Source organism: Gemmata obscuriglobus, from assembly GCF_008065095.1.
Lineage (GTDB): Bacteria > Planctomycetota > Planctomycetia > Gemmatales > Gemmataceae > Gemmata > Gemmata obscuriglobus.
Genome location: NZ_CP042911.1, coordinates 8,243,492 through 8,267,781 on the forward strand (window position 1 = coordinate 8,243,492; position 24,290 = coordinate 8,267,781).

Annotated in this window: 20 protein-coding genes and 2 pseudogenes; 11 read left to right on the forward strand and 11 right to left on the reverse strand. The window is 68.8% G+C overall.

Annotated features, from left to right (window positions below):
• Positions 1 to 45: 45 nt before the first annotated feature.
• Positions 46 to 1,129: pseudogene (locus tag GobsT_RS41365) on the reverse strand (IS3 family transposase).
• A gap of 116 nt (positions 1,130 to 1,245) precedes the next feature.
• Between GobsT_RS41365 and GobsT_RS34175 the strand changes: the two are divergent.
• The 8 genes and pseudogenes from GobsT_RS34175 to GobsT_RS34215 all read left to right on the forward strand — a co-directional run.
• Positions 1,246 to 1,860, forward strand: a pseudogene (locus GobsT_RS34175) (IS3 family transposase); the annotation flags it as partial.
• 106 nt (positions 1,861 to 1,966) lie between these two features.
• Entirely contained in the window at positions 1,967 to 4,606 is a 2,640-nt protein-coding gene (locus tag GobsT_RS34185) for a beta strand repeat-containing protein (RefSeq protein WP_010047100.1), read from the forward strand.
• A gap of 173 nt (positions 4,607 to 4,779) precedes the next feature.
• The gene (gene nagB / locus GobsT_RS34190) at positions 4,780 to 6,666 is read left to right on the forward strand and encodes a glucosamine-6-phosphate deaminase (protein ID WP_010047098.1); all 1,887 of its coding nucleotides are present in this window, start codon (positions 4,780 to 4,782) and stop codon (positions 6,664 to 6,666) included.
• A gap of 422 nt (positions 6,667 to 7,088) precedes the next feature.
• Complete coding sequence (locus GobsT_RS34195) at positions 7,089 to 8,030, forward strand: DUF1559 family PulG-like putative transporter (RefSeq protein WP_010047095.1); 942 nt, start codon at positions 7,089 to 7,091, stop codon at positions 8,028 to 8,030.
• Positions 8,031 to 8,130: 100 nt separating this feature from the next.
• The gene (locus tag GobsT_RS34200; protein WP_010047093.1) at positions 8,131 to 8,610 is read left to right on the forward strand and encodes a hypothetical protein; all 480 of its coding nucleotides are present in this window, start codon (positions 8,131 to 8,133) and stop codon (positions 8,608 to 8,610) included.
• Positions 8,611 to 8,971: 361 nt separating this feature from the next.
• Entirely contained in the window at positions 8,972 to 9,268 is a 297-nt protein-coding gene (locus tag GobsT_RS34205; RefSeq protein WP_010047091.1) for a hypothetical protein, read from the forward strand.
• A gap of 67 nt (positions 9,269 to 9,335) precedes the next feature.
• Positions 9,336 to 10,289, forward strand: coding sequence for a TIGR01777 family oxidoreductase (locus GobsT_RS34210; RefSeq protein WP_010047090.1), 954 nt, complete (start codon positions 9,336 to 9,338; stop codon positions 10,287 to 10,289).
• A gap of 166 nt (positions 10,290 to 10,455) precedes the next feature.
• Entirely contained in the window at positions 10,456 to 10,980 is a 525-nt protein-coding gene (locus GobsT_RS34215) for a general stress protein (RefSeq protein ID WP_010047088.1), read from the forward strand.
• 69 nt (positions 10,981 to 11,049) lie between these two features.
• On the opposite strand, the gene GobsT_RS34220 is transcribed toward GobsT_RS34215, so the two are convergent.
• A complete protein-coding gene (locus tag GobsT_RS34220) occupies positions 11,050 to 11,445 on the reverse strand; it encodes a response regulator transcription factor (RefSeq protein WP_010047085.1) in 396 nt (131 codons plus the stop codon).
• Positions 11,446 to 11,732: 287 nt separating this feature from the next.
• Between GobsT_RS34220 and GobsT_RS34225 the strand changes: the two genes are divergently transcribed.
• The gene (locus GobsT_RS34225; RefSeq protein ID WP_010047082.1) at positions 11,733 to 12,722 is read left to right on the forward strand and encodes a DUF1559 family PulG-like putative transporter; all 990 of its coding nucleotides are present in this window, start codon (positions 11,733 to 11,735) and stop codon (positions 12,720 to 12,722) included.
• A gap of 327 nt (positions 12,723 to 13,049) precedes the next feature.
• On the opposite strand, the gene GobsT_RS34230 is transcribed toward GobsT_RS34225, so the two are convergent.
• The 3 genes from GobsT_RS34230 to GobsT_RS34240 form a co-directional block, all read right to left on the reverse strand.
• Entirely contained in the window at positions 13,050 to 13,247 is a 198-nt protein-coding gene (locus GobsT_RS34230; RefSeq protein WP_010052805.1) for a hypothetical protein, read from the reverse strand.
• The gene (locus GobsT_RS34235) at positions 13,244 to 13,930 is read right to left on the reverse strand and encodes a DUF6677 family protein (RefSeq protein WP_010052806.1); all 687 of its coding nucleotides are present in this window, start codon (positions 13,928 to 13,930) and stop codon (positions 13,244 to 13,246) included. The genes GobsT_RS34230 and GobsT_RS34235 overlap by 4 nt, the downstream gene beginning before the upstream one ends.
• 557 nt (positions 13,931 to 14,487) lie before the next feature.
• Complete coding sequence (locus GobsT_RS34240; RefSeq protein ID WP_010052802.1) at positions 14,488 to 16,284, reverse strand: RNA polymerase sigma factor; 1,797 nt, start codon at positions 16,282 to 16,284, stop codon at positions 14,488 to 14,490.
• 677 nt (positions 16,285 to 16,961) lie between these two features.
• Between GobsT_RS34240 and GobsT_RS34245 the strand changes: the two genes are divergently transcribed.
• Positions 16,962 to 18,053 (forward strand): HEAT repeat domain-containing protein, encoded by a 1,092-nt coding sequence (locus tag GobsT_RS34245; RefSeq protein WP_148087979.1) that lies wholly within the window; start codon positions 16,962 to 16,964, stop codon positions 18,051 to 18,053.
• Positions 18,054 to 18,896: 843 nt separating this feature from the next.
• Here GobsT_RS34245 and GobsT_RS40230 read toward each other — a convergent pair.
• The 4 genes from GobsT_RS40230 to GobsT_RS34265 all read right to left on the reverse strand — a co-directional run bounded on the left by GobsT_RS40230 (position 18,897) and on the right by GobsT_RS34265 (position 21,624).
• On the reverse strand, positions 18,897 to 19,526 hold the full coding sequence (locus GobsT_RS40230) for a hypothetical protein (protein WP_010053266.1): 630 nt from the start codon (positions 19,524 to 19,526) through the stop codon (positions 18,897 to 18,899).
• A gap of 130 nt (positions 19,527 to 19,656) precedes the next feature.
• The gene (locus GobsT_RS34255; protein WP_010053284.1) at positions 19,657 to 20,109 is read right to left on the reverse strand and encodes a universal stress protein; all 453 of its coding nucleotides are present in this window, start codon (positions 20,107 to 20,109) and stop codon (positions 19,657 to 19,659) included.
• A 184-nt stretch (positions 20,110 to 20,293) separates the two neighbouring features.
• Positions 20,294 to 21,340, reverse strand: a complete 1,047-nt coding sequence (locus GobsT_RS34260) for a hypothetical protein (protein WP_109571416.1) — start codon at positions 21,338 to 21,340, stop codon at positions 20,294 to 20,296.
• Positions 21,337 to 21,624 carry a hypothetical protein gene (locus GobsT_RS34265; protein ID WP_010052054.1) on the reverse strand — a complete coding sequence of 96 codons (288 nt, stop codon included), beginning with the start codon at positions 21,622 to 21,624 and terminating at the stop codon, positions 21,337 to 21,339. The genes GobsT_RS34260 and GobsT_RS34265 overlap by 4 nt, the downstream gene beginning before the upstream one ends.
• Before the next feature lie 532 nt (positions 21,625 to 22,156).
• On the opposite strand from GobsT_RS34265, the gene GobsT_RS34270 reads away from it, so the two are divergent.
• Positions 22,157 to 22,348: a hypothetical protein gene (locus GobsT_RS34270; RefSeq protein WP_148087980.1), complete on the forward strand. Its 192-nt coding sequence runs from the start codon at positions 22,157 to 22,159 to the stop codon at positions 22,346 to 22,348.
• Positions 22,349 to 22,430: 82 nt separating this feature from the next.
• Here the strand turns inward: GobsT_RS34270 and GobsT_RS34275 are convergent, their stop codons facing one another.
• Both GobsT_RS34275 and GobsT_RS34280 read right to left on the reverse strand, forming a co-directional pair.
• Positions 22,431 to 23,408: an acyl-CoA desaturase gene (locus GobsT_RS34275; protein WP_232068440.1), complete on the reverse strand. Its 978-nt coding sequence runs from the start codon at positions 23,406 to 23,408 to the stop codon at positions 22,431 to 22,433.
• A 45-nt stretch (positions 23,409 to 23,453) separates the two neighbouring features.
• Positions 23,454 to 24,158, reverse strand: a complete 705-nt coding sequence (locus GobsT_RS34280) for a DUF6629 family protein (RefSeq protein WP_010052051.1) — start codon at positions 24,156 to 24,158, stop codon at positions 23,454 to 23,456.
• Positions 24,159 to 24,290 lie beyond the last annotated feature (132 nt).

A 24,290-nucleotide genomic window follows, 5' to 3' on the forward strand; every position in this document is an offset into this window, starting at 1 on the left:
CGAGTGGAGTTCCCCACGAAAAGTGGACAGGCTCTAGCGGCGAGTTTAGTTATACGTTCGCTCGTACACCTCTATGGCAACGTGCCCTAGCGATGAGTGCCGTCGGGCGCGGTTGTAGAACGCCTTGATGTGCTCGGAGATGCTCGCCTTCGCGTCCGCGCGGGTGGCGTAGTCCTCGTCGTGAACCAGCTCCTTCTTGAGCGACGCAAGACGCTCTCCATGGCCGCATGATACCAGCACTGGCCGACCCGCTCATGCGGCACGTGATCCGCTCCTCCGCCAACCGCCGCTGGTCGTGCTGGCTCGCGTACGGGCTCCCCCGATCCGAATGAGCCACCAACCCCGGAGACGAGCGGCCAACGCCATCTCCAGCGCGTCCACCACCAGCCGGCTGGTCATCGTTTGATCCATCCACCCGCCCAGGGCCACGCGGCGTAACAGGTCCTCGACGGCCGCCAGGTACAGCCGCCCCTCGCGGGTCGGGATGCACGTGATGTCCGCACACCCGCGCGTGTTCGGCTGCTCTGGGTCGAAATCCCGGTCGAGGACGTTCGGTGCGACCGGCAGCCCGTGGTTGGGGTCGATCGTCTGCCGGAACTTGCGCGTGGCTTTTGCAGCGATTCCGCCCCCGCACGATCCGGGCCACGAAGTTCACGGAACACGCGTGCCCCTTCGCTACGAGTTCGGCGTGGGCGCGTGGGCTCACGTAGCGAGCCTTCACGTCGGCGCGAATCTCCTTTACCTCTTCGGTCAACTCCTCGCGTCGAACCTCGGCGGCACTGGGCTCCCGCGACCGCCACACGTAGAACCCGGACCGCGACACGTCCAGCACCCGGCACACCAGCGCGATGGGCCACTCGGTCTTGTGTTCCTCGATCCCGGCGAACGTCACTTCATCCGGGTGGCGTAGAACGTCGGGGCTTTGTTGAGGATGTCGCGCTCCATCTCCAGCCGCTTGACGCCGGCCCGGAGTTGTCGCAGTTCCTCTTCGACCGGTGTCAGGTGCCCCGATCCCGGGAACGCCTCGGCACCCTTCTTGAGGACCGCCTTCTTCCCGTCGTGGAGCCGGTTCTCGGTGGCCGAGGCGGCGCGCCGCCTCGGCCACCGAGAGCTTCTGCTCGGTGATCATCTGGACCGCCTGGAGCTTGAACTCCGGCGTGTAGACCTTGCGCGTACCAGCCGTTGTGGTGTCTGAATACTCGGAGTTTACACCGCTTTGCCGCTGTCCACCTTTCGTGGGAACTTCACGCCGTGGCCGAACTCATGCGGGGAGCCGGGATCGCCGCGAAAACGAAGCGCAAGTTCCGGCAGACGATCGACCCCAACCACGGGCTGCCGGTCGCCGAGAACCGACTGGCTCGGACATTCGACCCGGACCAGACGGAAGCGGTGTGGGTCGCGGACATCACCGACATTCCGACCCGCGAGGGGCGGCTGTACCTGGCGGCCGTCGAGGACCTGTTACGCCGCGTGGCCCTGGGCGGGTGGATGGATCAAACGATGACCAGCCGGCTGGTGGTGGACGCGCTGGAGATGGCGTTGGCCCGCCTCGCCCCCACAGGCTTCCATCTCCGGGGTTGGTGGCTCATTCGGATCGGGGGAGCCCGTACGCGAGCCAGCACGACCAGCGGCGGTTGGCGGAGGAGCGGATCACGTGCCGCATGAGCGGGTCGGCCAGTGCTGAGACAACGCGCCGATGGAGAGCGTCTTGCGTCGCTCAAGAAGGAGTTGGTCCACCACGAGGATTACGTCACCCGCGGGCAGGCACGAGCCAGCATATTCGAGTACATTAAAACGTTATACGACAGGATTCGAAGGTGCGCGTCACTAGGCGACGTTGCGCCAGATGAACACGAGTGAACGTACAATCAACCCCCGCCGCTAAAAGCAGCCGCTTTTTTGTGGGAAACTCCACATCCGGGGTCTGATAATGACAATCCGCCGAAGCCAACAGCAGGACACTAACATGCCTTCGTCGCCCCTCCGCTCGCCCGAACTTCTGGAATCGCGGGACCTGCCGGCCACCGTGTTCGTGTGGGACGGTGGGGGCGCCGACGCCCTCTGGAGTACCGCCGCCAACTGGGTCGGCGACGTGGCCCCGACCGCGGCCACGACCGACCCGGCCGGGGTGGTGATCCAGTTCAACGGCGGGGTCGCGTCCGCAATGGATGTCACCGGACTGACCGTCGATCGGATCGAACTCCTGGGGAGCAACAACCGGGTAGAAATCGCCACCGACACGGTACTACGGCTCAACGGCGGGGTGCTGCCCGACAACGTGATCAGCGGCGGCACCGGGAACGCGATCGTCAACCAGGACCTCCAGATCCTTTCGACCAGCCAACTCGACTTGGTCGGTGGCGCCCCGGTGCTCCACACGGACACCGGCGCCGAGCTGACGGTCCGGGCGTACATCACGGGCACCGTCGGGCTCACCAAGACCGGCGACGGGCGGCTGGACCTCCAGAACAAGACCACCGGCTCCAGCTTTTCCGGTCCCGTTCAGCTACTCAGTGGTACCACCTACCTGGGCACCCTGGAGCAGGCCGGTGGGTACGTGTTCGGTGCCACCGTGCGGGACAGCCTAGTGCTCGGACCCGGTGCCCGTGCGGTGGTCTCCGGGCACGCGCAGTTCGATGAGGGACCAGGCGTTCCGCCGTACAACGGTCGGCTGGTGCGGCAGGGGACCGCGGCCGTAACCTTGGGCGCCGGCGCCACCCTTGATATGACAAACGAACTCGTGGTTCTGAAATCCCTGGCCGGAGACATCGGTAGCACCGTGATCCTAGCGAGCACGGTCCCGTTGTTCGTCGGCAACACGGGTGATCCGGCTGAAGACGTCACGTTCGCGGGCGCGTTTGTCGGCGCCGGAAGCGTCAATTACGCGAACCTGGGGACCTGGACGCTGTCCGGCCCCAACACGTTCGAGGGCGCGATTTACGTCGACGCCGGGACCCTCCGGGCGGGTGCCGCGGGCACGCTGTCGCCCCGCGGACAGGTGTTCCTGTTCGAGACCACGCTCGACCTCAACGGGTTCGACCAAACCGTGAGAGGAGTGGGCGACGCCGCACCTCCCATCGGGGCGGTGGGGCAGTCCCGGGTGCTGCTCGGATCGGGCCGGCTGACCATCAACTCGATCCTTCCCGAAGAGAGGATAAACGGGGTGATCAGCGGGACCGGCGGGCTGACGCTGTCGGGGCCGGGGCGGCTGAGCCTCTTGGGCGCGAACACGTACACCGGCGGCACGGTGGTGCGGGACGGTGCCGTTCTGAACGTGAACGGCACAACGTTCACCGACATCACCCTCGACGACTCGATCTTCCAGGGGAGCGGCACGACCGGCAACATCGGGTCCAACGGCGGGGGCGAACTCGGCCCCGGTAACAGCCCCGGGCGGCTGAACGTCGGCGCCCTGACCCTGGGGCCGACGGACACGATCACGATCGAGCTGGAGGGCTCGGTCCCGGGGGGCGGGTACGACCAGATCGCGACCCGCGGCGCGGTGACGCTGGCGGGCACGCGGCTGAACCTGCGGGTCGGCTTCGCGCCTGCGCCCGGGAGCCGGTTCACCATCGTTCAGAACAACTCAGGCGCGCCGGTCTCCGGCACGTTCGACGGGTTGCCCGAAGGGGCGGTGTTTACCGCCGGCGGGGTCACGTTCCGGATCACCTACCGGGGCGGCGCGGGCGGGGACGTGGTGCTCACGGTTCCGGGCGCGGGGGCGGAGGCGCCCGCGACGGGCTCACCGATCCTGGTGCCGTCCCCGGGCCGTTCGGGCACGGTCCGGGTGTTCGATCCGGTGAGCGGGGCGGTCCGCGAGTTCGCGCCGTTCGCGGGGTACGCCGGCGCGGTGGTCCTGGCCGCGGCCGACGTGAACGGCGACGGGGTTGCGGACACGGTGGCCGCGACCGCCGGGGCCGGCGGGCACGTGCGGGTGTTCGACGGGGCGACCGGCGCCGAACTCATGAGCTTCCTGCCGTTCGCGGGGTTCGCCGGCGGGCTGAGCGTGGCGGCCGCGGACCTCGACGGGGACGGGTGCGCGGACCTGATCGTCGGGGCCGGCGCGGGCGCGCCGAACGGGCACGTGAAGGTGTTCGGCGGGCGCGACGGGGCGCTGCTCCAGAGCGTGCTGGCGTTCGAGGGGTTCGGCGGCGGGGTGCGGGTGGGCGCCGGGGACGTGAACGGGGACGGCCGCGCGGACCTGATCGTCGGCACCGGGAGCGGCAGCAGCCACGTGAAGGTGCTCGACGGCCGGGACCTGTCGGTGCTGAGGAGCTTCTTCGCGTTCGAGGGGTTCGGCGGCGGGGTGTTCGTGGGCGCCGGGGACGTGAACGGGGACGGCCGCGCGGACTTGGTGGTGGGCGCCGGCGCGGGCGCGCCGGGGGGGCACGTGAAGGTGTTTGACGGGCGGGACGCGTCGCCGCTGGGCGGCGCGCTCGCGTTCGACGCGCCGTACCTCGGCGGGGTGTCGGCGGTCGGCGTGGCCGACGCGGACGGGGACGGGGCGCCAGACGTGGTCGCCGTTTCGGCCACGGACCCGTCACACGTCAAAGCGTTCCGCGGGTCCGATTGGGCGGTCGTGCGCAGCGTCCGGCCGTTTGGTTAATGGGCTGCCGGTGCGGGAGCTTGGGGCCGGCGCGGGCGGACCGCCCTTCTGCGCCGGGCCGTAGCCGGTCGTGCGCCCGGCGGCGTGCGCGCCGGCCCGCGGGCGGCCTACACAACCGGGCCGGCGTGCTTAGAACATCACCTTCCGGCCCGCCGAGACCACGGAACCCGCGCATGAGCCTTCCGCACCCGCTCCCGCACACCCGCACCCGCACCGTCAAGTTCCCCACCGCCGCCGCCGCCGCCCGGCACGTCGCCAAGGAGATCGACAAGCTGATCCGGGCCCGCAACGCGGCCGGCAAGCACACCGTCCTCGGGCTCGCCACCGGCAGCACCCCGGTGAGCCTGTACCGCGAGCTGATCCGGCTCCACAAAGAAGAGGGGCTGGACTTCTCCCGGGTGGTCACGTTCAACCTGGACGAGTACTACCCGATGGCCAAGGAGAGCCAGCACTCGTACTTCCGCTGGATGCACGAGACGCTGTTCAGCCACATCAACGTGAAGTGGGAGAACATCCACATCCCGGACGGCGCGCTCAAGCCCGACGAGGTGGACGCGGCGTGCGAGGAGTACGACGAGAAGATCCGCTCGTTCGGCGGGATCGACATCCAGGTGCTCGGCATCGGCCGCACCGGACACATCGCGTTCAACGAGCCCGGCAGCCCGCAGAACAGCCGCACCCGGCTGGTCACCCTCGACAGCATCACCCGCCGCGACGCCGCCGACGGGTTCTCCGGCGAGAAGAACGTGCCGCACCACGCCCTCACGATGGGCGTCGCGAGCATCCTGGAGGCCCGCCGCATCTTCCTGATGGCGTTCGGTGAGCATAAGGCGAGCATCGTTTATAAGGCCGTCGAGCAGGCGCCGACCGAGGCCATCTCCGCCAGCTTCCTGCAGGACCACCGGGACGCCACCTTCGTCCTCGACGAGGCCGCGGCGGCCGAGCTGACGGCCATCAAGCGGCCGTGGGAGGTGGGGCCGTGCCGGTGGAGCCCGGAGCTGGTCCGCAAGGCCGTTGTGGCCCTGGCCCTGACCGTGAAGAAGGGGCTCCAGAAGCTCAACGACGACGACTTCCGCGACCACCACCTGTACGAGCTGCTGCGCGAGAAGGGGCCGGCCGAGCAGATCGGCGAGGCCGTGTTCCACGACCGCATGGAGACGATTAAGCCGTACCCGGCCGGGCGGGTGACGGGCGACGGGGACCGCAAGACCGCGATCGTGTTCTCGCCGCACCCGGACGACGACGTGATCTCGATGGGCGGCACCATCATCCGGCTCGTCGAGCAGGGGCACAAGGTCCACATCGCGTACATGACCAGCGGGAACGTGGCGGTGTTCGACCACGACGCGCGGCGGTTCGTGGACTTCGTGGACGAGTTCCTCCAGTCGTTCGGCACCTCGGCCGAGCAGTCGTCGGCGGGCACGCTCAAGGAGCGGGTGTACCAGTTCCTCGACGCCAAGAAGGCGGGCGAGCGGGACAGCCCGGAGGTGCTCAAGGTGAAGTCCGTGATCCGCACCACCGAGGCCCGCGCGGGGGCGCTGGTGTGCGGCATCCCGCCGGAGCAGCTCGAGTTCATGGACCTGCGGTTCTACCACACCGGCACCCGCACCAAGAACCCGATCCACCCGCAGGACATCGAGGACATCGTGGCGCTGCTGAAGCGGCTGAGCCCGGACCAGGTGTACGTGGCCGGCGAGCTGAGCGACCCGCACGGCACGCACCGGGTGTGCGCCGAGGCGGTGTTCGCCGCCGTGCGCCGGGTCCGGGCCGAGGGCGTGACCCCGGACGTGTGGCTGTACAAGGGCGCGTGGGAGGAGTGGGAGCCGCACGAGATCGAGATGGCGGTGCCGCTGAGCCCCGACGTGGTGGAGCGCAAGAAGCAGGCCATCTTCCGGCACCAGAGCCAGAAGGACAAGGCGATGTTCCCGGGCGGCACGGACCGGCGCGAGTTCTGGCAGCGGGCCGAGCAGCGGAACATCGCGACCGCCCGGACCTACGACGCGCTCGGGCTGCCCGAGTACTACGCGCTCGAGGCGTTCGTGAAGTGGAACGACGGCTGACGCCGCCGGCCGCCCGTTCCCGGGCGCCGGCTCGCACGGGAATTGCGGATCAACTCGGGTGCGGGGCCGATCGGCCGACTGGCGGTCGGCCCCACAACATCACGTAACATTTCGCCACCGCTGCTCACCTGCGTGACTCGAAGACTTCGGCGCGGATGCGCGCCCGTGCCGGAACGAGTGCCGCACCGACGGTCGCGACCTCTTCTGTTCGGTAAAAACCGCCGTCGCCCGATGTGCCGGCGGCACAGGGCCGTCTATCTGGCGATTTTCCTTGCATCCTACCGGCGCCATGGTAATGTGAGCTTCGGGTGTAGGCTCTCCTAGCACGCTCGCACCTTCTTTGCACCGGTGGTTCGGCGGTCCTTTTGACGCGCTCATTGCCGGTGCGTTTTTGCCTTCATTTTCTCAGAGGTCCGTCGCTCATGCTCTCCCTCTCTCCCCGTTCGCGGCGTGGGTTCACGCTGATCGAACTACTCGTCGTGATCGCGATCATCGCGATCCTCATTGGCCTCCTGCTCCCCGCCGTGCAAAAGGTCCGCGAGGCCGCGGCCCGGATGAAGTGCACGAACAACCTCAAGCAGATGGGGCTGGCCGTTCAGAACCACCACGACACCACCGGGTACCTCCCCCACGGCGGAACGGGCTGGGACCGCGCCCCGGCCTACTCGGCCCCGGGCACCCCGTACGGGCTGAAGGACCAGGGCTGCGGGTGGGGCTTCCACATCCTGCCGTTCCTGGAACAGGACAGCCTGTACAAGGGCGGCGGGACGACGACCGTGGACGCCGCGTCCACGCAGGTGCGCGGGACGCCGGTGAAAGCCTTCTACTGCCCGTCGAAGGCGGGCTCGAGCCCCCGCGTGTTCAGCGGCGGGTCGTGGTACGGCCCGGGCGGGACGGTGAACTTCGCGCAGAGCGACTACGCCGGCTGCCAGGGCACGAGCAACAACGGCGCGATCTCTTACCACGACTGCAAGTGGAGCGGCTGGCCCGCCCCGGCGCCGAACACGTTCACCCCGGCCATGGACATGCTCAACCTGGCCGCGATCACGGACGGCACCTCGAACACCATGCTCATCGGCGAGAAGCGGCTGAACTCCGCGGCGCTCGGCGGGTTCCAGGGCGACGACAACGAGGGCTACACCTCGGGGTGGGACCACGACGTGATCCGCGAAACCGACCGGCTCCCGCTCCCGGACACCAACACGGGCGACGGCAACGGCTGCTTCGGCGGCCCCCACTCCGGCGGGTTCGTCACCGTCTTCTGCGACGGCTCCGTCAAGCTGATCAGCTACTCCGTGGACATCACCACCTTCAACCGCCTCGGGCAGCGGAACGACGGCCAGCCCATCACCGGCAACTACTAACGGCGCGCCGCCCCGCCGCGCGTTCGCCAGTCCGCATGGGCGGGGCCGATGGCTCCGCCCGTGCCGTTTGGCTTTCCATCATTTCGTCGGAGCGCTAAGCATGATTCGCCGGATCAGTCCGTTTCAAGCGATTTTGTTCCTCGCCATCTGCGCCGCATCGGGCTGCGGCGGCTCGCAGGGCAACCGGGACGACTCGCCGCGCGGCGTCGTCAACGGCAAGCTGGTCGATAACAACAAACCGTTCGCGCTGGACGCGTCCAAGGTTCCCGTTCCGAAAGGCGCCCGGTCGTTGCCCCCCGGGGTCAGTGGCGCGCTTTCGATCGTGTTCATCTCGAGCGACACGAAAGAGTCCTACACCGCCGACGTGAACGCCGACGCGGGCACGTTCCAGGTGAAAGGGATCGACGGGAAGGGGATTAAAGCCGGGCGCTACCGGATCGCGGTAACGGGGCGGATGGGGATCTCTCCGGACACCCCCGATTACTTCGGCGGCAAGTTCACACCGGAGAAAACCCAGATCCTCCGGGACGTGAAGGCTGGAGACGAAGTCGTGATCGACGTCGCCAAGCCGCAGGGGTGAGCCCTCGACGAGTCGTTTCCAGTTCCGGGGCGCGGGGTTTTGCCCCCGGGAACTGGGAACGACCGGGCCGTTTCGGACTCGGGACAACGCTCTGGGAACACGGGGCGAATGCACGCGACCGCCGCGCGCCCGGCTCGTCCGAAAAGCCGGACACGCCCGCGGCGAACTACTTAGAAAGAGCGCGAACGCACTCCTTCCGCGGAGCCCGAACCGTGTCCACCCCCGCACCCGACCTGCCGCCGATCAAAGAGTACAAGTCGCAGCAGTACGAGTTCAGCGACGAGCACAACCGCGAGATCTCCGCCCTCGCCGACGCGATGCGCGCCACCTCCAACCTCATGATGCTGGTGGGCTCGCGTTCGTGGCGCTGGCCGCGCTCACGGTCGCGCAGGCGGCACAGGCGAGCGGCAACTACGGCCCCGCGCTCGGGCTGGGCGCGGCGGCGCTGCTGTGCCTGTGCGTCGGGTTCTGGACCGGCGGGGCCGCGACCTCGTTCCGCAAGGTCGTGGAGACCCGGAACGAGGACGTTTGGCACCTGATGAAGGCGCTCGGCTCGCTGCGGGCGATGTACAGCTTGCTGCGCACGCTCATCTTCGCAGCGCTAACGCTGGCCGCGGTCGGGCTCGGGCTGGTCGGCTTCGCGCTGCTCAACAAGTAGCGGTTGCGCGCCGCTCACGTCTGGCGGTTGGTCCCCCGGAGCATCATTCTCACTCCGGGCACGTCACATGAAGGTCGTTATTCCCGGAGGGTCGGGGCAGGTCGGCACCGTCCTCGCGCGCCACTTTCACGCCAACGGCCACGAGGTCGCGGTGCTGAGCCGCGTGCTCCGGCCGGCCCCGTGGAAGGTGCTCCCGTGGGACGCGCGCTCGCCCGGCGCGTGGGGCGCCGAACTCGACGGCGCGGACGCCGTCATCAACCTCGTCGGGCGGAGCGTGAACTGCCGGTACACGGCCGCGAACCGGCGGGACATCGTCGAATCGCGCGTGCGGTCGGTGCAGTTGCTCGCGGACGCGGTCGCGCGGTGCGCCCGCCCGCCGCGGGTGTGGCTCCAGGCCAGCACCGCGACCATCTACGCCCACCGGTACGACGCCCCCAACGACGAGCAGACCGGCGCGCTCGGCGCCGAACCGGACGCTCCCGACACCTGGAAGTTCAGCTTCGACGTGGCGACCCGGTGGGAGCAGGCCCTGGAAGCCGCGGACGTGCCGCGCACGCGGAAGGTCGCGATGCGCGCCGCGATCACGCTCAGCCCGGACCGGGGCGGGGTGTTCGACGTGTTGCTGGGGCTGGTGCGCCGCCGGCTCGGCGGCCGCGCCGGTGACGGCCGGCAGTTCGTGTCCTGGGTTCACGACCACGACTTCATCGCGGCCGTCGAGTTCCTCCTTCGGCGCGAGGACATCGCGGGTGCGGTGAACATCGCGGCCCCGCACCCGCTGCCCAACGCGGACTTCATGCGTGCGCTGCGCGCGGCGTGGGGCGCGCGGTTCGGTCTGCCCGCGGCGCGGTGGATGGTCGAGGTCGGTGCGTGGCTGCTGCGCACGGAATCGGAACTGGTCCTGAAGAGCCGCCGCGTGGTACCCAAGCGGCTGCAGGAGGCCGGGTTCGCGTTCCGGTTCCCGACCTGGCCCGAGGCCGCCCGCGACCTGTGCGCCCGCTGGCGCGGCGAGCGCGGGGCGTGATCTTCCATTTCATTCGCCCAGACGCATACGCTTTCAGACAGCAGAGATTGCGACGACGGTTGCAAAAAGGTCCGTTTCGGCACCGCCGTTGGCTCTCCGATTGCACTCTCCTTCGGTACCAGCGCGGCCCGACCCACGGCCGGCGCGGGACACCGGGAGGGGCAACATGAAGAAGAGCAACACCGACGGACCGGACGCGGTCACCGTGGTCGGGGTGTTCCCGGACTACGCGGACGCCCGCGGGGCCGTCGACGCGCTGCGCGCGGCGGGCTACCAAGACGACCAGATCGGCGTGTTCGGGCCGGACGACCCGACAAGCTGGGAGGAGAACGCCGGGATCGGCGCGGCGGTCGGCGGGGTGGCCGGGTTGGGCCTCGGCGCGGCCCTTGCGGTCGGGCTGATGTCGCCGCTCGGGCCGGTGGTCGCGGGGGGGATGATCGTGGCGGTGATCGCGGGAGCGAGTGCCGGGGCGGGGCTCGGGACGGTCGTCGGCGCCCTCGTCGGGCTGGGCGTTTCGGAAGAGGAGGCCCGGCGGTACGCCACCGAACTGGAGGCCGGTCGGGTGGTGGTGACCGTTCGCACGGCGAACACCGCGCTGGCGCGGGACGTCATGAACCGGCACGGCGCGTTCCACCGCTCGTCGGCCGACACCGCGATTCCGGGGAACGCGCTGCCGGCCACGCCGTACTGACACGGGCGCTTCCGGTCGGAGGTTGCGCGGGGCCCCGTAGCCCGCGCAACCTCTCGCCGTTTCGTCCCGTCACTCCGCCTTGTTCTCGTCGGCCGGCTTCGGGGACAGCGTCCGGTTGACAGTGTCGAGCAGGCGCTCCATGGCGAACGGCTTGCGGATGTAGTCGACCACGCCCAGGTACTCGGCGTACACCTTGTGGCGGCTCCCCTCGTTGGCGGTGACCATGATGATGGGCGGGGCGTCGCCCTTGTCCTTGAAGTGCTCGAGCACCGGGTAGCCGCCCATCCGGGGCATCATCATGTCGAGGATCACGAGGTCCGGGCGCTGGTTGTAGATCGCCTGCTTGCCCTGGTGCCCGTCGTGCGCCTGGATCACCCGGTAGCCCTGCCGCTCGAGGACGGCGCGCATCGCGTCCACCAGCTCGCGGTCGTCGTCCACCACCAGAATGAGCTTCTGCTCGGCCATTGTGCCGGCCCTCAATCAATTGCGGTCGCGTGTCGGTCACCCGTCAGGATACCAACCGCGCCGTGCGGTCACAAGAAGCCGGCGCGGCGAGAGCGGGCGGCCCCTCCGCGCCGCGCTCTCGCCGCGCGCTCCTGGAGCCGCTCGCGCAGCAGCGAGGCGTCGGCGTGGGGCCGCCCGGGAGCGGGACCGCGCGGGGGGAACGCACGGGACGAACTCGGGGATGGCGAACGGGGGCGTGCGCCCTTATTATCCTAGTCAGCCGATCCGCTTTGCCGTGAGGTTCACCGATGGCCGACGACGACGAGTACCCGCGCAGCCGCTACCGGGACGACCGGGACCGCGACGACGACGACCGCCCGCGCCGGCGCCGCGACGAGGAGGGCGACGACGACGGGGACCGGCCGCGCCGGCGCCGCGGCGCGGGGGACGACTACGACGACCGCCGGCCGCCAAAAGAAGGGTCGAGCGGCCTCGCGATGGCCGGCCTGATTCTGGGGCTGCTGTCGTTCTGCACGGCCGGACTGTCCGGCATCCCGGGCGGGATCTGCTCGCTGCTCGCGCTCGGCAAACCGAACGGGCGCGGGATGGCGATCGGCGGGTTGCTCGCCAGCGGGCTGGGCATCCTCGTGTGGGTCGGCATCGGGATCGGCGCGGTCGCCCTGATGAAGCCGATCCGCGAGCGGGTGAAGGACACGCACAACTTGATGCAGCTCGGGCTGGCCGCGCACAACGACCAGGACGCGAACACCGGCTTCGCCGGGCCGTACGCTCGCAACGGGATGGGGGGGACGAACGACAAGCTGAGCTTCCGCGTCGGGCTGCTGCCGTACCTCGAGCAGAACTCGCTGCACAAGCAGTTCGACCTGTCGCAGCCGTGGAACAGCCCGAAGAACCAACCCGCCTCGAACACCAAGCTGGCGGTGTTCACCGCCCCGCACCTGTCGGAGCCGTCCGCCAGCACGCCGTACCGCGTGTTCTACGGCGGCGGCGCGCTGTTCAACGAGGACGGCAAGCCGGTGCCGCTGGTCGCTGTGACGGACGGGACCTCGAACACGATCATGATCGTCCACGCGGCCGAGCACGTGCCGTGGGCGGAGCCCCGCGAGTTCAGGTACAGCGACCGGACGCCGCTGCCGAAGCTCGGCCCGCCGGACGGGTACGGGGCGACGGTGCTGATGGCCGACGGGTCGGTGCGGCCGATCAAGCCGAACACGTCCGAGCGGACGCTGCGGAACATGATCACCCGCGCGGGCGGCGAGCCCATCATCGACGACTGACACCGGATTTGATCGAGCGTGCCCGGCAGTGCGCGCCGGGCGTGATACCGGGTTCGGTAGCTTCCTGTTCGTCAGTTGTGTGCGCCACCTCCGGCGTCAGCAGGCGGGTGGGAGATCGGCGCGTTCCGATCTCCCGGCCGATTGCCAAGACTGCGCGAACGGGAAACTACTGGATTCTGTGTGAGTGAGCGGTGCGGGTGAGTGCGGGGCCGTGTCGCCCTCGCTCACCCGCACCGCTCGTTTCGTTCGCGCCGCCCCCTCCCACCTGCTGACGCCGGAGGTGGTACGCACGACCGACGAACCGCCGACCGGCGCCGGGTTGCGGCGTTACAGGTAGGTGGAGAGCAGGTACAGCACGAGGCCGATGCCCGCGAGGAACAGCGTGATCCGCAGCCCCCACCCGGTGGCCTCGTGGATGATCTTGTCCCAGCGGTCGTGGCGGGTGGCCGCGTACACGAGGCTCACCACCACCAGCAGCACGGGCAGGTCCCAGTAAATGCTGACGGCCAGAAGCGGAAGGTTCACGGCGCGCCTCCTTCGTTAGCCGGAGCGGTGACCGGGGCCGGGGCGGCAACCGGTGGAGCGGGCGGCACCGGGGGCGCGACCTGCGCTGCGACCGTTTCGCCCTCGTGCGCGGCGGCCGCTTCGCCGTGGTGCGACGCCCAGTCCGGGGGCGGTTCGCGGAACATCGGCCCCGCGAACGCGTCGTAGATCACCAGCAGGTTCAGCACGCCGGCGATCACGGTGTACACCCAGCCCAGGTCCCAGCGCTTGTTGCCGTTCCGCTGGAGGTCGTTCAGCTCCCGCTCGTCGGGCATGCGCTGGAACTTGCCGAACACGGGGCCGACGTCCTTGGTCTTGTCGAACACCGCGTACTGGTACACGCCGGGCCACGCGGCCGCGCCGATCCAGACCTGGCCGAGGAACTGCCACCGGTGCGAGATCGCCTTCGCCGGGCCGGGCATGCTGGTCCCGAGGAACTGCACGTCCGGCAGGTCCTCGGTGTCGGGCAGCCACACGTTGCGCCAGTTGCCCATCCACATGCCGTAGAAGAACAGCAGGTACAGCCCGCCGAAGAAGAGCAGCCCCTTCCCCACCCGCCCCTGGTAGATTTGGCCCAGCCCCGGGACGAGGTAGCTCAGCCCGCCGGCGAGAACATCAAGTTTGATCGGCGGGAGCGGCGGGTCGTTGGTCGGCGAAGACGCCATCAGCGGGCCTCGGCGGAGTGGCTCCGGGCAAGCGACACGGTCCGCAAGGACCGGCGGCCCTTTTCGGTGTTCGCCGGCGACCGGGTCGCCTTGTCGATTCTCAAGATTATATGATCCGCCCGACCCGGGCCAATATGGGCGAGCGGGCGGCGGGCGCCCTCTGCGGTGACACGGCGGTAGCCACCGCAGCCCGTGACCGAGCGGCAGCGGGGTCACAGCCGCCGCGATGTAAAGCCAAATTGTGAATCAGGATCGGTCGAAGTTGCGGGAAGATTCATTCCAACATTGATCGTTCACGCGGTCCGCGAGGTCGTCCGCGGAAATCTCCGACGATTCGTCGAACTCCGTTCGGCAAAATTGTCATCAGGTCGGGCTGCTGGAGTTTCTTGCAGATTCGGTCATGCGCTGCGGCCCGGTCCTCTCGCGCCGAACGTACCCACCCGGCACCGCGGATGCGCCCTTCGGATCGCGGCAGTGAGCGAGCTGCTCGCCGCTGCCGCGCCCTGTAGTCGGAAGGGCGACCGGGTCACTCACCAACACGTGACTCGACCAACGGATTACGGACGTCCCGGCGCGACCGGGAATTGAACCGGTGGAATCAGTTCGCCGCCGGGCTTTGGCACCGGTGCCGGGCGGGGCGTCGTGTCCTTCCGCGTCAGTACGTTTTCCGGCTTGGCGAGCCACTCGAGCCACGCCTCCTCCAGCGCGTCCATCGACCCGTAGCCGTACACCGCCTTGGCGGCCTTATCCCACGACTCGGCCGTGTTGCCGTCCGTGCCCAATTGGAGGAACGCGACCAACCGGCGGCGCCCGTCCGCTCCCGGGTTCCGAAACAATCGGTCAAGATTCGGGATGTCCTTGAGTACGGGCGTTCCGGCCGCCGGTGCGCTCGCCAGGAACCGCGCCACGGAGTGCCCCTGCGCGAACAGGACGACCATGTCCCGCGGGTACTCGGTCAGACGGAACAGCACCTTGAGGCGGATCCCCCGCCCGGAGCCGAGCAACTCACGCGCGCGCACGTCGTGGTTCAACTGCTTGTCGTCGGATTCAGACATGACGGCGACGCCTTCGTCGGCCCACCGCGGGAGCGCTTTGCCGAAGTGGGAGGCGAAGACCGTGTGTGTGACCTCGTGCGGCAGCGTGGACGCGAGCACGAGTAGGAAATCCCCCCGGACCTCCATCTCGGCCGTCGCCAGGGCCGGCTCGCCGTTGTTGTTCGTCCCGAACTTCAACCCGGTGGCCCCGCCGCTCGAGCCGCCCGGGGTGAACCGGATCACGCACGGCTTCGGCCACGGCGGAAGTTCTTGGCCGAGCCACGCCAGCGCGATCGCGCGCCGGTGGTGCTCGGCCTCCGCCGCGATGACCCGCGCCATCATCGGAGTCGGGGCGTGGACCACGAAGTTGGCGGTCTTGGACTCGGTCCGGTTCACGTCGCGCGCCGGGATGCGCTCCGGTTCTACCTCCGGAGCGCCGTGGGCGCCGGCCAACGGCAGGACCGCAGAATGCCCCGCCCCGGCGGGCGTCGGAGTTCCAGGAGGAACCGGTTGATCCTGGGACCATACGACCCCGAGGCACACGAGCGCCGCCGCCGCGGTCGCCATCGCAACGGACACATTGAGCTTGGCCATGCCGTCCACGACTCCTTTCGCAACTGCGACCGCCGCTGTGTGCGGCGCGCCGCCGTCGAGGAACTGAAACATCACCGACACCGTCCGCGCGACGAGCGCGGCCGGCACCGCCACGGCCGCCTCGCTCGGACCCGCGACGAGCACGGCCGCCACGGCCGGAACGATCCCGCGGCGCGCCAGTCGCGCGCGAAGGACCGCCCGCGCCCGGTCCAGCTTCCGCCGCAGCGTCCGCGCACTGGTGCCGAGGTCGATCGTCGCCTGCTCGTAGGTGCGCCCGCCGACCCAGCAAAGCACCACCGGGTCGCGAAGTTCGTCCGGCAGTCGGGCGATTTCGTCTTCGAGCGCCGATGCCAGCTCGCCGAAGTCGGGCGGCGCGACCTGGACCTCATCGCGCCCGGCCTGCCGCTCGCACCGCGTGCGGCGGTGTTCCGCCTTACGCATCTGTCGGGCGACGCGCCCGGCCGTCCCGACGAGCCAGCTCCCGACCGCCGCAGGTTTGCGCACAGTCGCGAACTGTCGAGCAAGGATCAGGAACACGGCCTGGAACGCGTCGTCGGCGTGCCCCGGGACCAGCCGCCGGCACGCGCGGTACACGATCGGCCCGTGCCGGCGAACGAGTTCGGTGAACGCGGCCTCGTCCTGCGTGGCCGCGAACCGGCCGAGCAGTTCGGCGTCCGGGGTCAGCCCTTCGGCCGGCGGGCAGAGCTTGAGGAGCGAAACGGGCATCCGTGGCCCTCGTGTCGGGCGGGGCAGCGACTTAACTCAAGTAGTGTGTCGCCGTCGGGGGATGTGGCCAATTATTTCGGGCGGGTGAAGTGGTGCCCTCGAACCGGTTACCAAGTGGGGTGTGCGCATGGACGCGCGGCACGTGTTCCGAACGTACCTGCCCAAGACGGTCTTCCGGAAGACTGCCTTGGGCGCTTGCACGCCGCCCCCACCTCGGCTACCATCACCCCGTTCTCGTGACCCGTTTAGCTCGTCGCTCTGCGACAGGACGATGTTGCGTCGTCCGAGCTTCTACCAGCGCATGCTTCGCGGGGAGCGCTGTTCCAGCACCGCTTTCGGGCGAATTCGCTCCCCGAGCGGTACTGGCTGCGACAACCCCGCCAGACGGAGTTCAGTACCGCTCGGGGAGCGAATTCGCCCGGCGGTGCCGTGAGCGCTCCGCGCCCCAGGAAGAGAAGTGAACGCCACGGGAACGCGAGCGGGCCGGGAGTGATCCCGGCCCGTGTCGTTGCGCGAACCCGCCGTTCGGTCAGGTCGCGGTGGGACACCGCGGGCCGGGTGAAGCCGGCGGTTCGATTCGCCCGCGAACAGGCCCAGCGGGTTCGCCCTCCGTGCCGGTCGAGGGTTGCCGTATCATCGGTTCTGCGTCCCGTTTCGCATTTCCCCGGGTGACAGACGTGTTACCGGCATTGCTCCCGCTGCTCCTGCTCCTCAGTGAAGTGTTGCAGGAACGCCCGGCCCCGATCACGGCCGGGCTGGTGGCCGAAAAGCTCACCGCCCTCGCGGAGTCGAGGCCCTTTGATGTGCGGAAAGCGGCGGCAGCGTGGTTCGTCAAGCATGCCAACGAGCCGAGCGTGGCCAACGCGCTCAAGCCGCTGGAAGACGTGGCCGCCTTCGATCAATCCCCGGAGGTGCGCGGGTACGCCGTGTACGCGCTCGGCCGTATCGCCAGGGCGAACAAGGTGGCGTGCCCGCAAGTGGTTTTCGACGCCCTGTTCGACCGGGAGCCGGACCCTGAGTATCCCGAGGTCCGGCACGTGCCGTATTACGCGATCGCCGCGCTGCACGAGTTCAAGCCGCCACCGCCAGCCCTTCTTCCCACCATCGCCCGCCTCCTCCGGTCACCGGACCCGCACTGCCGGATGGACGGCGTCGTTCTGGTCAACAACTTCACCGGCGATACGGCATCTCGGAAGGTACTGGACCAACAGCCCGCGGTCGCACGACTGATCCTCAAGGCGACGACTGACCCGGAACTGGAGGTCCGACGGGTGGCGGCCTACACCCAGTTCCAGCTCACGAAAGATGTCGCCGAGTTCTTCGGCAACGCCTTGCGGCATCAAGACGACGTGGCCAGCTTGCCCGCTCTACCGATGACGGCAACGGAGCCAGAAAAGTCGAAGCGCACCGGGTACCGGATCGGGGCCATAGGGGTGACGACGATGATGGAGGACCGCGTGCAGGAGTCGGCGACGGTCACCCGGGACGCCTTCCTGAAACTCTTGGCGGGAACGGACGCCCGCACCCGCCGGCTGACGGCGGGCCACCTGGGCCGAATTGCTGCGCCGGCCGACGAGGCACCGCCACACGCCGCTTTGCGCGGCGCGGCGTTCGATGTGAAGCGGCTGCAAGCGAACACAAAGGCTATCGTCGGCGACACCGCGATCCGCAGCCGGTTAAAGTCGCTGGCCAAGACGGACCCGGACGAGAACGTTCGCAACGCCGCGAAGGCGGCACTGGAGTTGATCGGCATGACGACGGATAAGTGAGTCGGACGTGTGCGCGACCTCTAGCGGGCGCGCCGGCAAGCCCCAGCGGGATCGGCGGCCCAGGTGCTCGAAGGGCTTCAGTGGTTTCCCGTTCGAGCCGCGTAGCCGTGTACGGGTTCTCAATGTGGCCCGCTCACTCCGTGAGCGGGGGCCGGGGCTCGGATGTGCGTCGCGTACAACCGCCGGACCGACTGCACGCGGAGCGGATGCGCGGAGCAACCGCTCACGGAGTGAGCGGGCCACACTTCAGGCCAGAACTGCCGCGCGAACGGGAAATAACCGGACTCATCGTGAGTCGTTTCAAGTTCCAGGTTCCAGGTTCCAAGTTGGGAACCGGCTCGGCAAAAGCCCCAGGCCATTCGTGTGCCTTAGCTTTCACGTGGAACGTGGAACCTGGAACTTGAAACGACTGGTGCCGTCTGCCGGAACCGGCTGCGGAACAAGTAAACGGCTCCGGCGGAGCGCCCGTTGGGTCGGGTTCCGCCGGAGCCGGTGAGTAAGAGCGAGGGCACCGCGACCCGCACCCAGCACGGGTCGCGGTCGCTGCTGGCTCTGAAACAGCGTCCCGGGGAGTGAGGCCGGGAGCACACCCGGATTATCGAGCCGCGCGGGCGCGATTTGCGGCGGGGCGCGACTCCCGCCGGGCACGCAAATCGTGCCCGGCGGCGTCGATAATCCGGGTGCCCCGGTTGGCTCTCCGGGCGCTACACGGAGGAGGTAGCGACAACTGTCCGCGAAGGCGGGCGGTTGGGTCCTCAGTGTGAAACGGTGTGTGACGCGACGGCCCCGGGAGTGATCCCGGGGCCGTCTTTGTTACGCGCCGGCCCGGGGCGAGCGGTGGCGTTACTCCCTGCCCAGCACCAGATCCGCCACCCAGCACCCGCGCACGTGCGGCCCGTCTCTCTGGCAGTGTTCGAGCACCTCCGCACGGTCGCACCCGGCGTCCTGAAGCGCGTCCGCGAGGATGGGCATGGCGCTGAAGTCCCGGGACTCGTACATGCCGGAGGCGAGCGCGACGGCCGTGCCGGTGCGCCAGGAGGGGGAGAAGGTGACGGGGCGGAACGGGTTCCCGAAGATGTCGCGGAGGAGGTTTGCTTGCGTCCGCCATTCTGCCGGAACATTCGTGGTCGCCACTGCGGCCCATTGATTCGCTCGCTTCCAGCCGCGGTGCGAAGCCTCGCCACCGTCGACCGCGCAGGCGACGGCGGCCCCTGAATCGATGTGGTCGCCGTAGTCCCACGACGTAATCTTCGGCGGGCTCGGGTTGATCGCTAAAAGCTCCTCCCGGTTCGCATGCCCGTCCGCGAACCGCTCGGCCACGGCAATCGCCTGCGACCCAAAAGCCGTCAGCGTTGAAGCGATGCGGTGGCAGCACGCACACGCAAAGAGAATTCCCTTGCGTTGACTCGGCGACGTGAGGGCGTTGAGCATCGCATCAGGGTTTTCGCTTACCAGCCATTCTACTTCGGTCATGCCGCACCTCCGCATCCGGTCGTTTCAGGTTCCAAGTTCCGGGTTGGGAGCCGGCTCGGCAAAACCCAGGCCGTTCGTGTGCCTTCAGCTTCGCGTGGAACTTGGAACCTGGGAACAACCGGATGCGGCGTCAGTGCGTGTCCGGTCGGACCGTAAGAACGGGGCAGTGGGCGTGGCGCACCACCTGCTCCGCGACGCTCCCGAGGAACACGCGGGCCAGCCCGCCGCGCCCGTGCGTGCCGACGCACACCAGATCCGCTCCGAGGTCTTTGGCGGCGGCGGGGATTTCCTGTTCGGGCGCCCCGAGGCGCACCTCCCGGCGCGGGTTGCGGGGCTGGAGCCCGAGCGCCGTCACGAGGTTCGCCAGCCCGACTTTGCCGGCTTCGGTCAGGGCTTCGAGGTCGGTGACGGGCACCGGGGCGGGCATGACGGCGTCCGGCAGAGCCAGCACCGTGTCCGGGACCACGTGCAGGAGCACCAACTCCGCGCCGAACTTGTCGGCCAGTTCGGCGGCGTACCGAACGGCCTTCGTGGCGCAATCGCTGAAATCGGTGGGGACGAGGATGCGGCGGATGGAGATCATGGGTGCGGCTCCCGAGGTAGGGGCGGTACCGGCATTTTAGCCGGCAGGGGGCAATCTCGTCCGGCGCCGGTCGCGGTGCCATCAGTTAAGTGTGCGAGGTGCGGCGCGTTCGTCCCGTTCGGATACCGTTCGCGCTTCTGAATGGGTGTAGCAACGTTTCCTGGTGCCGCCCCAGTTTGCCGAGTCAGTTCGATTCCCAGTACGCGTCCCAAGTTCCGCTGTAGAGGGCGCAGCAGACGCCCGCGATGCGATTCACGTTCTCCGGCACCCACCGCGCGTTGTTCGCTTTCAGACGCCGGCCGATGAGGTTCTTCGCGGCCCCCTCGATCAGACCGCTCCCGATCGTCTGGCCACGCCGCAATCGCAACGCATACGGCAGCCGGTCCTGGTGACCGGCCAAATAGTTCAACATCCCACCCAACGACGCCCCATCGCCCCCGCGCGGGTGCAACCCCAACTCACCGACCCAATCCACCACACCCGTGTAACCGTCGCCCAGTAACAACTCTCGGCCTCGTGCCGTCGCCTCGTCCACCGCCTCGGGGGCATTGACCAAGTACCCCCTCGCCGCATGCGACACGTATTCCAGGGCGTGAAAGATGTCCAACACCCCTCGCGCGTTGGGGAACGCTTCGGCGGTCCGATTCCAGATCCACTCGGCCCCATCGGCCAACACGCTCAACCGCGACTGCGGATCGATCCCCAGGTGCTCGGCCCGCGGCACCCACTGCGACGCGAACGCGTCGCTCTCCGCAACCTCCGCGAACGCGAACCGGGCCGTCGGGGCGGGCAACGTGCGCGTGTCCCACTCGGCAACCGTCGCCCCGGGGCCCGGAACTCGCTTCACGAAGATCCCGATCTTCGCGTCCCGCCACCCGCTCACGGTGTTCACCTTGGTCGCATCGGTCTCGAATTCGATGTCCCCCGAAGCGGTCCGAAAAGGGACTGCGGCTTCGGGCGCCGAGGCTCCAAACGCCGCCAGCTTCGGGCCTTCTCGTAACGTGCGCGGACGGATCAACTCATCGGATACTTCGACCCCACAGAACCGCGTCCGGTTGGTGCGTGCCGCGTCGAACGACCAACTCCCGCCGGCCAGCACGATCAGCTGCAGCGCCTCGGGTGAGACGGAATCCGTCAGCCCGATGCGGTCATCCAGCGGGCACCCCGAGTCCCGGCACCCGGGGCACACGAAGTAGGTGCGGCGGAGTTCGATGGTGCCGACGGCGGTCACCAGTTGGTGGTCGGATCGGCCCTTGTTGGCGCGTCGCGTGCCGCACCCGCAGGTGCGGCTCGGGGCCCCTTTTTTTCGACCCCCTCGGCCTGGGCTTGTAACACGATCGCCAGTGACCGACGCAACAGCTCCCGGCCCTGCTCCAGGACGCACGCCTCGGCCAACCGGAGCACCTGCCCATCGGGGGCGTCCGTCGCCGTGCGGGCGAGTTGCCGGGCGTAAGCCAAGGCCTGTTCCAAGATCAACGCTTCCGTTGCATTCTCGGCGGTGAACGTCGTTGACATCGGGGGCGTCCTTTCCCGGTTCGGGGGCAGATCTCCTCATTTACCAACGGGTTCCAAAAAACACCAGGAAACGTTGCTACACCCCTTCTGAATGGTCCCGGGGCCGACGTGTGCATGCGCCGAAAGAACCCGGACCGCTGACGACTGCCGCGCGGGGCTGTAACGGGGGGTACAGTGCGGCGCACGGCGCCAACGCACCCCGCGCGGAACTGTCACGGGGGTTACAGTGCGGAACCGGTGGCGATTGACGCGGCGCGAACTGTCGTGCTGCGGGTCGCGATGCTGCAAGGACCAGTGTCGTGCGTCACGGTGACGGGGTGCGGACTGGACATTCGCCGGCGTCCGACTGGCAATTCGCTACCGGTCCGCTGGGCAGTTGCTACCCCGAATCCGAGCATCAAAAACCGATCGGGTGGCTTCTGGGCAAGCGGAATTCGGTTCCAAAAGCGCTCCCGCGATGCGTGCATTTGCTCCCAGGGAACGAGGTCATGAACAGCGTTGTGTGTGGTGTGGTGGCACCCGGCGGTCGGAAATGGCACCGGCATGTGCCAGAACGCGCCGGAAGCTGGGCCGTGGTGAAACGCTCCACGGGCTTCGGGCCGCCATGCCCGCGGGCGAGCGGGCGGACTTCGACAGGAGCGTGCCGTTCGTTGCCGTGCCGCTCAGCGGCACCAAGCTCGGCCCGCTCCTGCTACCCGCGCGAGGGAACTTCGGACTGCGGTGAGTGGACGGGAGCAACCGGTACGGCGGCTCCCGTGAAGCCCTGCGCGGCGTGTGGGCGTAGCCGGTACGAACAACCGAGGCGCTTAAGTCGCCGCGCGGCGCACCTCAAGGCCGCGCGCCGTCGGCAGTTTAATGTTCCAGGCGAGCCCGACCGTGGCGAGCAGGCGGATGACGTAATAACTCACGTCGAGCTGCCACCACTTGAGCCCGTGCCGGGCCGAGGTGGGGAAAGCATGGTGGTTGTTGTGCCACCCCTCGCCCATCGTCAGCACCCCGACCACCGGGTTGTTCCGGCTTTCGTCCCCGCTGTGGTACGGGCGCGTGCCCCACAGGTGGCAGACGGAGTTCACGCTCCACGTCGCGTGGTGCCCCAGGAACAGCCGCGCCAGCCCGCCCCACAGGAACCCGGTCAGCGCGCCGTGCCACCCGCCCAGCGCGTACCCGATTCCGGCGGGGATCAGCATTCCCAAGGCGGCCCACACCGGGAACAGCGCGTTCACCGCGCGGAGCATCGGGCTCTTGAGCAGGTCCGGTGCGTACCGCTCCAAATCGGTCGTCTCGGCGGGCAGCGCCCAGCCGATGTGCGCGTGCCAGAACGCCCGGAACCGGCCCCAGAACCCGCGCCGGCCGGGGGCGTGCGGCGAGTGGGGGTCGCCGTCCTGGTCCGAGTGCTGGTGGTGGATGCGGTGCAATCCCACCCACGGCAGCAGGGGACCCTGGAGTGCCATCGACCCGAGCACCCCGAGAACGAACTGAACCGGCTTGACGGTCTCGAACGAGCGGTGCGTGAACAGCCGGTGGAACCCGACGGTTGTGCCGAGCATGACCGCCACGTACATGCCCAGGAACAGGCCGACATCGGCCCAGCCGAGCAGCCCGTTCCGCCACGCCAGCGCCGCCGCCACGGCGACCCCCGCGAGCGGCACGAACACACCCGTCAGCACCGCCGCCCACGACATCACCGTCGCCCAGCGCGTAGCTGGTGGCCCGTGCCGAACCGGTCGACCGGTGGTGTCGAGGTCAACCGGATGCGTTGTCGCCACGGCCACAGAGTTAGCCACGTACAGAATCTCCAAGAGGAAAGATCAGCCTTGAGGCATGAGCAACTATGGTGCCGCCAGCGCGTTTGCCGAGCAACGTGTGTCTGATGGCTCAGGTACCCGATGCACGACGAAGGCAAGGTATAGCGAAAGTAGGGCGGCGAAAAAGCACCAAACGGAGGTGAACGCGTACCAGTACACCAGTTCGCTGACCGCCGCCGACGCAACGAGCCCGGCGCCGAGCACCCGGACCCGCCGGTCCTGGGACAGCAGCGGCGGAACGCTCACCGCGGCGAGGTACAGCGCCTGCCCGAGCGCCCCAAGCGCCCCGACGCCGGTCGGAACCCCGGACACGTCGTACCGCAGCGAGTGGCGGACGGGAACGACCCGGAACCCGTCGTTCGCGCGGGCCACAACCGGCAGGTACACCGTGAGTGCAAACCCGACCCCGACCCACGCGAACGCGTAGAACAGCTTCCGCTTCGCACGCTGTTCCTCGATCGCGGCCGCCGCGATGGGCAACCAACAGGGCCACAGGGCCGCGGCGAAGAACAAAAACCCCAGCGCCGCTGTCTTGACGAGAACCGGCGACGCCCGGTCCAGGCCGACCCACACGCCGGCCTCGAAGAGTTGCTGGACGCCGAACAGGACGGGCACGACCGCGAGCGGCACGTACGCCCGGTTCCTGCGCCAGGCCGTGCGCGCGCAGTGCCCGCCGATCGTCACAAGGGCCGTCCCGGTCGCGAGGCTGACTTCGGTCGAAAGGCACATGTGAGCACCCGTGTGGGGACACCCGCGGCCCGAGGCGGTTCGTCGGCTCACCCCAGAAGTTCATCGGAGCGAGCCGCGCTTGATCGGCTCCGCCGCGGCTTGATGGCTTTGCGGAAATGAGGGAAGGGGTGT